Here is a 12,876-nt window from a genome sequence, read left to right on the forward strand (position 1 = left end):
CGGCAGGCCGTCACCGCCTGAGCCTCGGGTTGAGAGCCTGGTTCAGGGCGTCGCCGAGCAGGTTCAGGGCGAGCACGGTGACCATGATCGCGAGGCCGGGAATGGCGGTCTGGTACCAGGCCGTGCGCAAGGCATCGCGGCCGGCGCCGATCATCGTGCCCCAGCTGACATGGTTGGGGTCGCCGAGGCCGAGGAAGGACAGGCCCGCCTCCGAGAGGATCGCGGTCGCGACCAGGATCGAGGCCGCCACGATGACCGGCGTCATCGCGTTCGGGATGATGTGAACCACCAGGATACGCCAGTCCCGCATGCCCATGGCGACCAGCGCCTGGACGAAATCGCGGTCGCGCAGCGTCATCACCTCGGCTCGCGTCAGGCGGGCGATGCCGGGCCAGGCCGTGACGCCGAGCGCCAGGATGATCGTGAAGATCGATGGGTTGAGCACCGCGACCAGCACGATCGCCAGCAGGAAGGCCGGCATCGTCTGGAAGAGCTCGGTCACCCGCATCACGACATCGTCGATCCAGCCGCCGTAATAGCCGGCGATGGCGCCAAGCGAGACGCCGATGCCAAGCGCGATGGCGGCGGCGATCGCTCCCACCATCAGCGAGACGGAGGCGCCGTGGAACAGCCCGGCCGCGATATCGCGCCCCATCAGGTCGGTGCCGAGCGGATAGTCGGGGTCGGTTGCCGGCCAGGTGAAGGGGGCGGCGACCATGTCGAAGGGGTCGCCGGGGAAGAGCAGCGGCGCCGTCACGGCGGCCGCCAGCACGCCGATGACGACCAGGCTGCCCGCGATGCCGGCAGGCGAGGAGAGCAGCGTGCGCAGGATCGAGGGCCGGCTCATGCGCTCACCGCGATGCGCGGGTCGAGCCAGGCATAGAGCAGGTCGACCGTCAGGTTGACGGCCACCACGACGAAGGAGCTGAGCAGCATGATCGAGAGCAGCAGGTTGAGGTCGCGATTGCTGACCGCCTCGAAGGCGAGCCGGCCCATGCCAGGCCAGGCGAACACCGTCTCGACGACAACTGAGCCGCCGAGCAGGGAGCCGGCCTGGAGGCCGACCATGGTGACGAGCGGCAGGAGCGCGTTGCGGAAGCCGTGCCGAAGCGCGATGCGCCCTTCGCTCAGGCCCTTGGCGCGGGCCGTGCGGATATAGTCCTGGCTCATCGCCTCGATCATCGAGGCGCGGGTCATGCGGGCATAGATCGCGACGAAGAACAGCGCCAGGGTCGTCGCGGGCAAAACGAGATGGCGCAGCCGGTCGCCCCAGAGGACGAGCCCCCGCAGCGGAACCTGCGTCACCTCCTGGAAGCCGCCTGTCGGCAGCCATTGCAGGTGGACGCCGAAGAGCACGACCAGCATCAGCCCGACCCAGAAGAGCGGAGCCGAATAGGCGATCGTCGACAGGACCGAGACCAGGCTGTCGACGATCCCTCCAGGCCGGCGCGAAGCCAGGAGGCCAAGCGCCGTGCCGATCACGACGGCGAGGACAAGGCTCGTCAGCGCCAGCAGCAGCGTGCCGCCCAGGCGCTCGGTGATCAGGGTCGCGACCGGCACGCCGTAGCGATGGGAGAAGCCGAAATCGAGCGTCAGGACGTTCTTGAGATAGACGCCGAGCTGGGTCAGCACCGGCAGGTCGAGCCCGAAGGCCTTGCGCAGTTCGGCGACATAGCCGGCATCGGCCGCGGCGCCGCCCTGTTCGCTCGCCAGCACGTCAGCGAGATCGCCGGGCGCAAGCTGGAGCAGGAAGAAATTGAAGGCGATGATCCCGAGGATCAGCGGCACTGCCAGCAGCAGCCGCCGTGTGAGGTAGGGCAACATGCGTGGGTTCCTGAGGGTTCGCTCACTCGGACGCGAAATAGACGCCGGCGAAATTGTCCGCCCGCTGGTTGGGCGTGTCCGTCAGGCCGCGGAGCCGGCTGTCATAGACGGAGAACCAGTCGACCTCGAAAAGCGGGATCAAGGGGAGGTCGCGCTGCACGATGCGCTGGAGCGTGTTGTAGTCCTCGACCCGCTTCTGCGGATCGACCTGCGTCTGCGCATCCTCCAGCGCCGCGTCGAGCTCGTCATTCTTGTATTCGGAGACGACGGTCCAGGCCGTGCCGGGCTGGCGCGCCTTCGACCAGAAGCGCGTCTCGATGCCCATCTGCGGGTCGGCGCCGGAGCCGCCCCAGGAGCTGATCAGATCGAAATTATAGTCGGTGAAGACGCTCTTCAGCCAGGTGGTGAGGTCCTGGCTGCCGAGCGTCACGTCGATGCCGACGCGGCGCAGCGCCTGGCGCACGAACTCGCCGGTGCGGCGGTAGTCGTCGCCATAGGGGATGAAGTCGTGGGTCAGCTTGAAGCGGAAGCCGTCGGCCTTGCGCGGGAAGCCGGCCTCGTCGAGCAATTGCTCGGCCTTTTTGGGGTCGAACGGATATTGCTGCAGCCCTTCGCTCAGGTGGAACGGCTTGAGCGCGGAGGGGATTGGGCTGATCGCGGGCTTGCCATAGCCGCCCCAGACCGTCTTCAGCAGCAGGCCGCGATCGATCGCATGGGCGATCGCCTGGCGCACCTTGAGATGCTGCAGATAATGGTTCTTGTGGTTGGGCTCCAGCCAGAACCAGGTCGGTGAGAACTCGTAGCCGCGCGTATCGACGACGAACTTGCCGGTCTTCTTCAGGCGCTCCGCATCGGCGAAGGTGATCGGATGCTGCTGGCCGAACTGGACCGCGCCGGTCTCGAAGGCGGCGGCGCGCCCGGCTGCGTCCGGGATCACCTTGAAGACGATCCGGTCGAGATAGGGCTTGCCGGCCTCCCAGTAGTTCGGGTTGCGGTCGAGCGCGATATGGCTGCCGCGGACATATTCGGTGAAGCGGAAGGGCCCGGTGCCGATCGGCTTGGCGTTCCAAGCGTTGGAGCGGATGTCCGTGCCCTCATAGAGATGCTTCGGCAGCAGCCAGAGCGCCTGGGAATTGAGGTTGCGGTAGATCACCGGGGTCGGCTGCGAGAGCGTCAGCACGACGGTGTAGTCGTCCGGCGTCTCGACCTTGGCGAGCGTCTTGAAGATGCGCTTGCCGGTCGAGGAGTATTTCAGCAGGCCTTCCTCGATCGAGAACTTCACATCCGCTGCGGTGAAGGGCTCGCCGTCATGCCAGGTCACGCCCTTGCGCAGCTTGAAGGCGAGCGTCAGCCCGTCCTTCGAGAAATCCCAGCTTTCGGCGAGCTTGGGGACGATCGTCCCGTCGCTGGCGTAGTCGACGAGCCCGTCATTGATCTTGGTGGCGACGAGGACGATCGGCGTCGCCGTGTTCAGGAGCGGCGACAGGATCGGCGGCTCGGGATGAACGATCGCGCTCAGCGTGCCGCCATAGGCGGGCGTGTCCTTCTGCTGCGCTCCGGCCTGGCCCGCCATCGCCAGCGCCGCCGTCACCATCAGGGCCTGGATCAACCTCGACATCTCGATCTCCCGCATCGGGCCCAGCCGGGCCGCAAACTAGATATCGATATTGTCTATTGAATTTATAGATTATGTCAACGCGACGCGGCCTTGGTGATTGCCGCCGTCCCCAGGCCGGGACGGCCAGGATTTTCGCATTCGACTATGCAGTCGTCCTGCGCATGCACGAACACAGGTGCGAGCTGACCGGGCTCAGGGCAGGAGACGAGGGCGCCAATGCGCCCTCGATCCGCACAATTCAGGCGGCTGTCCGAACACTGTGCTCCGCCACCTGCCGTGCCGTCGCATATCTCGCGACAGCCTCTTTCTCGCGCTGCAGCAGCGCCTTCTTGCGGTAGACACCCCAGCGATATCCCGAGATCGAGCCGTCCTTCCTAAGGACGCGATGACAAGGCACCAGGATTGCGATCGGGTTGTTGGCGATCGCCTTGGTGACGTCCCGTGCGTCGCGCGTGCCGAGGAGCGCGGCCAAGGCTCCGTAATGGGTGGTCTCACCCATCGCGATATCCCGGAGCATCTGCCAGACATTGATTTCGTAGGGCGTCCCCCGCAGATCGAGCGGGATGTCCGGGGTGAGGCTCGGATGCTCGACCAATTGCGCCATCGCGCCGATCAGCTCGGCCAGGCCGCTTGCGTCGCTGACGATCTCGGCGTCCGGGAAGCGCGCATGCAGCGCCGCCTCCATGGCCGGGCGCTGGTTGGCGAATTCGAAAGCGACCAGGCCCTTGGTCGAGACCGCGACCAGAACGTCGCCCAGGCTGCTTTTGCCCCATGCAAAGCGGATGATGTCGCGCATGGCTGCCTCCTATCAGTTCCGATTGCTGATCCCTGAGATAGGAGGCGTAGGCACCGTCCTCCACCCGATTCCTGCGCAAGAAGGGTGCCTGTCGAGGCTCGCACGGCCGATGGCGGCAGCGGCGCCCGACATGCTAGGGAGGGCCGGATGGATGCCCGCATCCAGGATATCTTGATGAGGACTGGCGATGTTTGAAGCGCTCGCGATCGCGACCGACGACAAGGCGGAATTCTATCGCGAATTGTCGCAGCAGCTCGAAGCTCTGCTGGCGGGGGAGGGCGATGCGATCGCCAGCGCCGCCAATACCTCGGCGTTGCTTTTCCAGATGATGCCGGGCCTCAACTGGGCCGGCTTCTACATCATGCGCGACGGCGAGCTCGTGCTCGGGCCGTTCCAGGGCAAGCCGGCCTGCGTGCGCATTCCGGTCGGGCGCGGCGTCTGCGGTGCGGCAGTCGAGCGTCGGCAGTCGATGCTGGTCGAGGATGTTCATGCCTTTCCCGGCCATATCGCCTGCGATGCGGCCTCCCGCTCCGAGCTGGTCGTGCCCTTGCTCCGCGACGGCAAGGTGGTCGGGGTGATCGACCTCGACAGCCCGCAGCCGGCCTGGTTCGACGAGGCCGATCAGGCGGGTATCGAAGCCATCGCCTCGATCTATCTCGCGGCGAGCGCTCCGATCGCGCCGTAGACAGCCTCTTGGGATGTGGAACGGATGCCGTTCCCCGAGGCTGCTCTGACATGGCGGCATGGGGCCATGTCTGAATCCGGGCCGATCCGGCCGTGACAACCATCCGGCATCTGCGTACGTTGTAACCGTCGGAACACAGCGCGAAGCGCGTGCGGACAGATCGCGGACCGATCCTCGCCGCTTCGGCTGGCGGGACCGAACCGCGCGCCATCGTTTGGCCGTAGGGAACGCCAAGCTGTCGAGACCTGACCGACCGGTCGCCTTTCGCCCGCCCGCAATCATTGCCGGCCCGGGCGGTTCTTAGGCGGTCGGGAATAGCCACCTGCTGAGATCAGCCTTCGGAGAACGCATCATGTCGCACGCCTTGCAATTCTACATCGATGGTCAGTGGGTGGCTCCCTCGGGGAACAAGACGCTCGACGTGATCGACCCTTCGACGGAGGAGGCCTTCGCCACGATCGCGCTCGGCGAGCAAGCCGATGTCGACAAGGCGGTCGCTGCTGCCCGCGCCGCCTTTCCGGCCTTCGCCGCGACCTCCCGCGCCGAGCGCCTGGCGCTGATGCGCCGCCTGGCCGAGGCCTATAAGGCGCGCTATGCGGATATCGCCGACGCGCTCTCGCGCGAGATGGGCGCGCCGAAGGAGCTGGCCCACCGCGCGCAAGCCGGCATGGGCACCGCCCATCTGGCGAAAATGATCGAGACGCTGGAGAGCTTCGAATTCGAGGAGCTGCGCGGCACGACCCTGATCGCCAAGGAGCCGATCGGCGTCGTCGGCATGATCACGCCGTGGAACTGGCCGCTGAACCAGATCATGTGCAAGGTCGCGCCAGCTCTCGCCGCCGGCTGCACCATGGTGTTGAAGCCCAGCGAAATTGCCCCGATCAACGCCATCATCTTCGCCGAGGTCATGCATGAGGCCGGCGTGCCGAAGGGCGTGTTCAACCTCGTCAATGGCGACGGGCCGACGGTAGGCGAGGCGATCTCGCGCCATCCCGGCGTCGACATGGTCTCCTTCACCGGTTCGACCCGCGCCGGCATCCTCGTCGCGAAGGCGGCGGCCGATACGGTCAAACGCGTGCATCAGGAGCTCGGCGGCAAGTCGGCCAACATCATCCTGGACGATGCCGACCTGCAGAAATCGGTGAAGCTCGGCGTCGAAAGCGTCATGCGCAACTCTGGCCAATCCTGCAACGCACCGACCCGGATGTTCGTACCGGAGAGGCTGCATGAGGAAGCGCTCGCCATCGCCAAGCAGGTTGCCGAGCCGCTCAAGGTGGGTGCTCCCTCGGCGGACGGCGTCTTCCTCGGCCCCGTCGTCAGCGAGGTGCAGTACGAGAAGATCCAACGCCTGATCGAGGCCGGCATCAAGGAAGGCGCGACGTTGGTCACCGGTGGACCGGGGCGTCCGGAAGGGCTGAACCGCGGCTACTATGTCCGCCCGACGGTCTTCGGCGGCGTCACCGACGAGATGGCGATCGCGCGCGAGGAGATCTTCGGCCCCGTGCTCTCGATCCTGCCTTATGGCAGCGAGGATGAGGTGATCGAGCGGGCGAACGACACGCCTTACGGCCTGGCCTCCTATGTCCAGTCCGGCTCGCTCGATCGCGCCCGCAAGGTTGCGGCCAAGATGCGCAGCGGCAATGTCTACATCAACTACCCGGCCTGGGACGCAGGCGCGCCGTTCGGCGGCTACAAGCAGTCCGGCAATGGCCGCGAATATGCCGGCTTCGGCCTCGAGGAGTTCCTCGAGATCAAGGGCACTGTCGGCTTCGAGGCAGCCTGAGAACGCTCACCCTGCGGCGGAGGCGTTTCGCCCCCGCCGCATCGGGCCGACGCGAAGGTTCATGCTTCCGAAGCTCCATGCCTCCGAAGCACCATGCCGGAGCCGCAATCGGTTGAGACAAGCAAGCCGCGCCGGGGGCGACGGCCGACGACATGCCTGTGACAGCCAGGATGGCGTGTGACAGCCAGGATGTGCCCATGCTTGTGTTTCCGATCGGTTCCGCGCTTTGCGCCCTGGCCTGCATGTTGGTGCATTACGAGTTGCTGCGGCTGCTCTCCTGCAGCGCGCCCAAGCTCTCGATCGCGCCGCGACAGAGGATCATCTACGTCGTTGCCGGCGCGCTCGGCAGCCATGTCGTCCAGATCACTTTGTTCGCGCTCATGCTGTGGGTGCTCTCCAGCAGCGCCCGGACGCAGATATTCGGGGCCGGGATTCCCGGCTCGTTCAAGCAATCCCTGTATGTCTCGTTCGAATCCTATGCGGCGCTCGGGAGCAATGAGACGTTCCTCTACGCGCCGCTGCGCCTGTTCACGGGCGTCGAGGGGCTTTCGGGCCTCGTCTTCATCGGCTGGACATCGGCCTTCACCTATTGGTGCATGACCCAGTTCTGGAACGACCATTGAGGCGTGGCGGCCGGAGAAGTCTGTTTTGGATCGGGTATTCGGGGCAGGGATTCCCGGCTCGTTCAAGCAATCCCTCTATGTCTCGTTCGAATCCTATGCGGCGCGCCACTTCGGTACAGATTTGCGAACTCCCTGCACAAAGGCGCGGCCATGCTTAATGACCTGCGCCAGGATGTTCGTGTTTCCGAAGAGACGGACGATTCCTACGCCACTTCGACCCGATCGAGCACCGCCCTAAGAGAGCCCTTTCTGAACGGAACTGGCCCGCTCTTGCACGAATACGGATACCGGGACGCACGAGGGCAATATGGAATTTGAAAGCCCCCCCGCCAGCACCTCGGCTGAATGCCCGGTGTTCGTCACGGCTCTTAGCGGCCAATCAAACTCGTTCGACATGGCTGCATGGTCGGCATGGCCAGCCGACTGCCGGCTCAGTCTACACGGGTGCTTGTGCAACAAGGACTGGCTTGATCCTGGACGGATCGTCATCGCCTTGTGCTGACAGGCTGTGGGGCCGGCCGGCGATGGCACGCTGCGCAAGCTCAGGAGCCGGAACTATGGCGTCCATTCGCAAAACGCGCGCCATGACAAGTCGTCCAGCTATATTGCGACCGAACACAGAGATATGTAACAAGCTTTAATTTATATATGACGAGCACAAATTCAGGCATGTCTAAAATTATACAATTAGCTTTTCTAATATTGCCATCATATAAATGTAACGGACGAAATACAAGTCTTGATACATCATAAATTTATCGATTGACTCTATCAAACGTCGTATTCAAGATAGAAAGCCTCTATCAACGAGAGTTTATCTCAAGTTAATACATTAATATCGAATTTATGACACAGTAAGACTACTGCGGTACTTGCCCAGATTCAGGCACGTCATAGCCCTCAAAGGAATAGACGCTGAGTCTGTTGCGCAGGGTTCGCACTGATATGCAGAGTACATGGGCTGCGCGCGTTCGGTTGCCGTTTTTGTTCCTCAACGTGGCCAATATCAGGTCACGTTCAACGTCTGCAACGGCATGCCCGACAAGACTATTAATAGCGTGCAGATCGAGGTTGAAATCGTGCATCTCATTGTCCTTCGTGGGCCTACGCGAACCCCCCAGTTCACCTCGTGGATACTGATGAAGAAGAAACAATAGTTACGTTGGATTAAGAGATAGAGGCACTGGGCCCGGTATCGTTTGGAACGACAAAAAGAATCGCTTTAAGTGTGTAACCCCTCATAACACAACCCTTAATTGCGGCATAGCCTCCCAACGTAACCGAAATCCATGCTGGATGGCGCGTCGCTTTCGAGACCCCGCCATAGAGCCGCCTCGGTTTGGCGATGAGTTCGTACCTGCGATCGACGGGCGACGGGCAGCTGGCTGGTGACAATGATCAAGCGCCTTGTATCGGTCCCCGACGATTTCGAGGTCGCGTCGCTGGTCGGCATTGAGAGGCTCGGGTCACCGCGTCGATCGTGGCACAGATGGCGCCATTTCGATGGTCACCTTGACGCCGACGACGTCGATCTCGATCGCGGCAGCGCGGTGCCTTTGCGCACGTCGCTTGGGACATGGAGATCGCGATGGCGCATCATCTCCGCCACCGCCGCGCCAACACGAAGGCCGGGAGCGTTTCCACCGCCTTGCGCGCCTCGCGCCGCCAGGTCGGCGCCATCCCGAAGGTTGAGCTCGTCGGTTCAGGGAGGCGGCTTTCTTGTCCTACCCTCAAGCAGCCTCCGTGCGGCCGGATTCGCGATGAAGCAGCGCAGGGATATCGGCGGCGGGGACGGCCTTACTGAACAGGTAGCCTTGCCCCTCTGTGCAGCCATTGGCTACCAGATAGGCCAACTGCGCTGCGTCTTCGACGCCTTCGGCCGTGGTCGTCAAGCCAAATCCTTGCGCAAGGCCAAGGATAGCGCGAACGATCACCCGGCTGTCGGCGCTGTCGTCCAGATGCGACACGAAGCTGCGGTCGATCTTGATCTTGTCGAGACGAAACGAAAGCAGCTGGCTAAGAGTGGCATAACCCGTTCCGAAATCATCGAGCGCGATGCGGACGCCGGCCTGCCGTAGTTCATCAATCACGGCTTTCGCAACCCCGCGATTGTCCATGAACGCGCTCTCGGTGATTTCAAGCTCCAGGCGGCGCGGGCTGAACCCCGTTTCCCCAAGGATCGCTAGAATGCGCAGTCCAAGCGTGGGATCGCGCAATTGAATGGGCGAAACATTGAAAGCAAGCGTGAAGGTCCCGGGCCACGCGTTGGCATCGAAACATGCGCGGCGAAAAAGCTGATCTCCAAGCGCGTGGATGAGGCCAGTTTCTTCTGCGATCGGGACAAACACGTCGGGCGGAATACACCCCAAAGTCCGGTTTTTCCAACGCGCCAGGGCCTCGAACCCGATGATGCGCTCACCCTTGAGTGAAACCAACGGCTGGTAGTGCGGCTCGATAATGTCGGCCGCGATCGCGCTTCGAAGCTCTCGCTCGATTTGGATACGCCGCTCGACATGCGTGTCCATCTCTGGTTCGAAGAATCGAACACACGACCTGCCGTCGCCTCTTGCGCGACAGAGCGCACGAACTGCGCGCCTGACCAATTCGTTGCAATTGACGCCGTCACTCGGAGCGATGGCGATACCAATCCCAACGCCAAGCTCGGCTGACACTTTCTCGATCGCGAAAGCCTCGGCAGCAGCCGCCACGATACGGCTCGCCAGATTCGTGGGACCGTCGAGGGAGCGTATATCCGACATGATAATCCCGAATTCGTCCTCTCCAATCCTTGCCAGCATGCCATCTGCGCGCAAGACCCCGGTGACTCTGTTGGCAAATTCGCCCAGTGCCTTGTCCCCTGCTACGTGGCCATGCGTGTCTTTGATCCGCTTAAAGCCATCAAGGCCAAGCATGAGAACAGCCACCTGGCGCGCGTCGCTGACGGCGCTGAGACATGCATGAAGTTTTTCATCGAACAGGCGACGGTTGGGCAGCCCGGTCAGGGGATCGTGCCGCGCCAGATCGCGCGCTTCTCGTTCTGCAATGGTCCGTGCTTTGACTTCGTAGACGAGATCTCGATAACGGCGAAGGGTATAGATCATCAGGCCAATGCTCAGGGCGAACGCGACGAAAATAATGTCGTCGATCTCCGCGTGCTCCCTTCCTAGCTGAAACAAGCGAGGGCCAAGCTCATAGGCATTTGCCAGGACCGAAGCGAGGACGGTGCCTCCGAAAAGAGCAACGGAATCCCTTGTGGCAGAGCTGCGCCAGGCGAACCAAACGGCGCGGAATACGCGCGATCGTAGGGTTGTCAAATTCTTCACAGTCGCCCCTCGCTGACACCGGTTGTTTCAGCGCTCTTAGTTGGAAACATAGACGTTAATTAAGTGGCAGATGACGCGCGCGGATTGTCGGAACTTGTATTCCACTGCTGAGGCCGCGACGGGAACTTGCCCGCCCGGCTCGCGAATAGTCATTCCCGGCGAGTGGTTTGCGATCGATCGGCTCGCGCGTTATCGCGATCAACGCCAGGATGCAGACCGTAAAGATACAGCTCTACATTTTGACGCTCCAGGTGTGAGATTGGCTTTAGCATCGGGAGGTCGATACATGCCTGGAACCATAGAGGACCTGGCGTGTTGTAATCGATACCGTGAGTCGTTTGCCGACATCTTCCGATCTTCTGCGCGGCATTTGTGGCCGTCTCTAGCACCCGGCCGTCCCGATCCAATTGTAGCCGTGCGCCCCCCGAAATTCGTCCCGATTCCGCTGCGTTCTCGCGGCCGGGGCGTCACCCGACGGTCCATGAACGACCGCAGGTACATTCGTTGGAGACAGCATATGCATATGAGCACCAGTATTGCGGTGCACGAGCCGCCCACCGCGCTCCGGCTGGTGACGCAGGCTTATGCGAGCCTCCTCCTTATTGCCTTCGCCCTGATGCCCGCCCAGTTCATCGCCTATCTGTATTTCTACCAGGCTCCCACGCTAAAATTCGAAGATCACCTGTTCCACGAAATCGCGATCGCCGTCGCCACTCTCGAAGGGCTGTTCGTCACATATGTGACGTGGCGTTGTTACCTGTTTTCAGGCGAACCCCTGTTACGCTGGATGACGCTGGGCTTTCTGGGCTTCGTGCTGATCTATGCGCCGCACGGCGCTTTCACGGGGATGGCGCACCAGAATATGTGGCTGTTTCTGCTCTATGGACCGGCGTCGCGCCTCGCCATGTCGATCCTGCTCTTCGTTGGGCTGCTCTCCTACAACCGGCCACCAGACGACGTCGAGAAACGTTCGAGTGCGCGCGCATGGCTGATCTGGATTGGCTTGTTCCTGGTGGTGGATCTGGCCGTGGCCTTGGTCGCCTACTCCGCCTATGCGGGCCATCCTGCGGTCCGCATGGCAATGGAGGGCGGCGCACTGGTCCTCTGCGCGCTGAACGTCGCGGTCATGCTATCGCGCCAAATTCATTCGCCTCTCATGGTGATTTTCGGGATTTCGGTCACGTGGTTCGCGCTATCGTCGCTCGCATTCATGGTGGCGGGACCATGGAATCATCTGTGGTGGCTCGCCCACGCGATCTTTGCCGGCGGGTTCTTCCTGCTCAGTTTTGGCGTTATCCAGGCTTTTCGCACGACGCGATCGTTCTCGACCATCTACAGCCAGGAAGAATTGATGGCCCGCCTGGCCGAAGCAATGGCCGACACTCAAACTGCGCTCCAGGAGGTGCAACGGAGCAATCGAAAGTTGGAACTTGTTGCCGCCACCGACCCGCTGACCGGTGCCGGAAATCGGCGCCATTTCATCGAGTGCATCGGCGCCGAGATCGCGCGGGCCAAGCGAAGCGGGGCTCCATTATCTCTACTGTCGCTCGACCTCGACCATTTCAAGGACATCAATGACTCTCGTGGTCACATCGTCGGTGATGAGGTTCTGTGCGAATTCGTGCGAAAGTGTCTTGAGGCGATCCGCCCTTACGACTCCGTCGCGCGCGTGGGTGGTGAAGAATTCATGGTGTTATTGCCGGGCGCGACGCTCGACGCGGCTTGCGCGGTTGGCGAGCGTCTTCGATCGGCCATCCAGGGCAGCGTGTTTGATGCCGGAAATCGACCGTCGATCGGCGTCACCATCAGTATTGGAGCGGCGGAGTTTGGACGCGATGGAGCCACCCTTGACGAATTTTTGAGTGTCGCTGACAAGCGGCTTTATCGCGCAAAACATGAAGGTCGCAATTGTGTGATCGCCGCATAGACCGTCGTTCGTTGGCGTGATCCCGCGTTGTTCATAGATAATTATATAGATATTTCAATAATATAAGAGTTCGGAGTTTTGTCCTGAATGGCGCGCCATTTTCCGTCACTCCAGAACAAAGATGAGCACCAGGGCCCGAATCTGTCCCCCTAGGGACCGTCTCCTTCCGTGCGACGAATGGCGACGTTTGACTTGAGACCGAAACTCGGCGCTTCCGGTCGATCGAAGGAAGACCGCAATGTAGGGTCGCGGCATGCAGAGTGTTGATCTCAATAACCTTGATTTCAATGCTAAAGG

The 12,876-nt window shown here is 62.1% G+C and carries 10 protein-coding genes; 4 read left to right on the forward strand and 6 right to left on the reverse strand.

Going from position 1 to position 12,876, the window contains the following annotated elements; translation table 11 throughout:
• Positions 1-10: 10 nt before the first annotated feature.
• The 4 genes from BHK69_RS17495 to BHK69_RS17510 all read right to left on the reverse strand — a co-directional run bounded on the left by BHK69_RS17495 (position 11) and on the right by BHK69_RS17510 (position 4,238).
• The gene (locus tag BHK69_RS17495) at positions 11-847 is read right to left on the reverse strand and encodes an ABC transporter permease (RefSeq protein WP_069691213.1); all 837 of its coding nucleotides are present in this window, start codon (positions 845-847) and stop codon (positions 11-13) included.
• Positions 844-1,824 carry an ABC transporter permease gene (locus BHK69_RS17500; protein ID WP_069691214.1) on the reverse strand — a complete coding sequence of 327 codons (981 nt, stop codon included), beginning with the start codon at positions 1,822-1,824 and terminating at the stop codon, positions 844-846. The genes BHK69_RS17495 and BHK69_RS17500 overlap by 4 nt, the downstream gene beginning before the upstream one ends.
• Positions 1,825-1,846: 22 nt before the next feature.
• On the reverse strand, positions 1,847-3,442 hold the full coding sequence (locus BHK69_RS17505; protein ID WP_158516233.1) for an ABC transporter substrate-binding protein: 1,596 nt from the start codon (positions 3,440-3,442) through the stop codon (positions 1,847-1,849).
• Between the two features lie 238 nt (positions 3,443-3,680).
• Positions 3,681-4,238 (reverse strand): methylated-DNA--[protein]-cysteine S-methyltransferase, encoded by a 558-nt coding sequence (locus BHK69_RS17510; protein ID WP_069691216.1) that lies wholly within the window; start codon positions 4,236-4,238, stop codon positions 3,681-3,683.
• A 187-nt stretch (positions 4,239-4,425) separates the two neighbouring features.
• Between BHK69_RS17510 and msrC the strand changes: the two genes are divergently transcribed.
• From msrC to BHK69_RS17525, 3 genes are all read left to right on the forward strand, one after another.
• A complete protein-coding gene (gene msrC, locus BHK69_RS17515; protein ID WP_069691217.1) occupies positions 4,426-4,923 on the forward strand; it encodes a free L-methionine (R)-S-oxide reductase MsrC in 498 nt (165 codons plus the stop codon).
• Positions 4,924-5,275: 352 nt separating this feature from the next.
• Positions 5,276-6,706, forward strand: coding sequence for an aldehyde dehydrogenase family protein (locus tag BHK69_RS17520; protein WP_069691218.1), 1,431 nt, complete (start codon positions 5,276-5,278; stop codon positions 6,704-6,706).
• A 197-nt stretch (positions 6,707-6,903) separates the two neighbouring features.
• Complete coding sequence (locus BHK69_RS17525; protein ID WP_069691219.1) at positions 6,904-7,329, forward strand: hypothetical protein; 426 nt, start codon at positions 6,904-6,906, stop codon at positions 7,327-7,329.
• Between the two features lie 860 nt (positions 7,330-8,189).
• On the opposite strand, the gene BHK69_RS33610 is transcribed toward BHK69_RS17525, so the two are convergent.
• Positions 8,190-8,414, reverse strand: a complete 225-nt coding sequence (locus tag BHK69_RS33610) for a helix-turn-helix domain-containing protein (protein WP_083269507.1) — start codon at positions 8,412-8,414, stop codon at positions 8,190-8,192.
• 645 nt (positions 8,415-9,059) lie between these two features.
• Entirely contained in the window at positions 9,060-10,652 is a 1,593-nt protein-coding gene (locus BHK69_RS17535) for a putative bifunctional diguanylate cyclase/phosphodiesterase (RefSeq protein WP_244548231.1), read from the reverse strand.
• A 517-nt stretch (positions 10,653-11,169) separates the two neighbouring features.
• Between BHK69_RS17535 and BHK69_RS33430 the strand changes: the two genes are divergently transcribed.
• The gene (locus tag BHK69_RS33430; protein WP_280142013.1) at positions 11,170-12,579 is read left to right on the forward strand and encodes a GGDEF domain-containing protein; all 1,410 of its coding nucleotides are present in this window, start codon (positions 11,170-11,172) and stop codon (positions 12,577-12,579) included.
• The last annotated feature ends 297 nt before the right edge of the window (positions 12,580-12,876 follow it).

This window comes from Bosea vaviloviae, from assembly GCF_001741865.1.
GTDB lineage: Bacteria > Pseudomonadota > Alphaproteobacteria > Rhizobiales > Beijerinckiaceae > Allobosea > Allobosea vaviloviae.

Coding starts and splice junctions, on each gene's coding strand:
- BHK69_RS17525 (WP_069691219.1), top strand. CDS start 6,904: ATGCTTGTGTTTCCGATCGGTTCCGCGCTTTGCGCCCTGGCCTGCATG.
- msrC (WP_069691217.1), top strand. CDS start 4,426: ATGTTTGAAGCGCTCGCGATCGCGACCGACGACAAGGCGGAATTCTAT.
- BHK69_RS17505 (WP_158516233.1), bottom strand. CDS start 3,442: ATGTCGAGGTTGATCCAGGCCCTGATGGTGACGGCGGCGCTGGCGATG.
- BHK69_RS33430 (WP_280142013.1), top strand. CDS start 11,170: ATGCATATGAGCACCAGTATTGCGGTGCACGAGCCGCCCACCGCGCTC.
- BHK69_RS17510 (WP_069691216.1), bottom strand. CDS start 4,238: ATGCGCGACATCATCCGCTTTGCATGGGGCAAAAGCAGCCTGGGCGAC.
- BHK69_RS33610 (WP_083269507.1), bottom strand. CDS start 8,414: ATGCACGATTTCAACCTCGATCTGCACGCTATTAATAGTCTTGTCGGG.
- BHK69_RS17520 (WP_069691218.1), top strand. CDS start 5,276: ATGTCGCACGCCTTGCAATTCTACATCGATGGTCAGTGGGTGGCTCCC.
- BHK69_RS17500 (WP_069691214.1), bottom strand. CDS start 1,824: ATGTTGCCCTACCTCACACGGCGGCTGCTGCTGGCAGTGCCGCTGATC.
- BHK69_RS17495 (WP_069691213.1), bottom strand. CDS start 847: ATGAGCCGGCCCTCGATCCTGCGCACGCTGCTCTCCTCGCCTGCCGGC.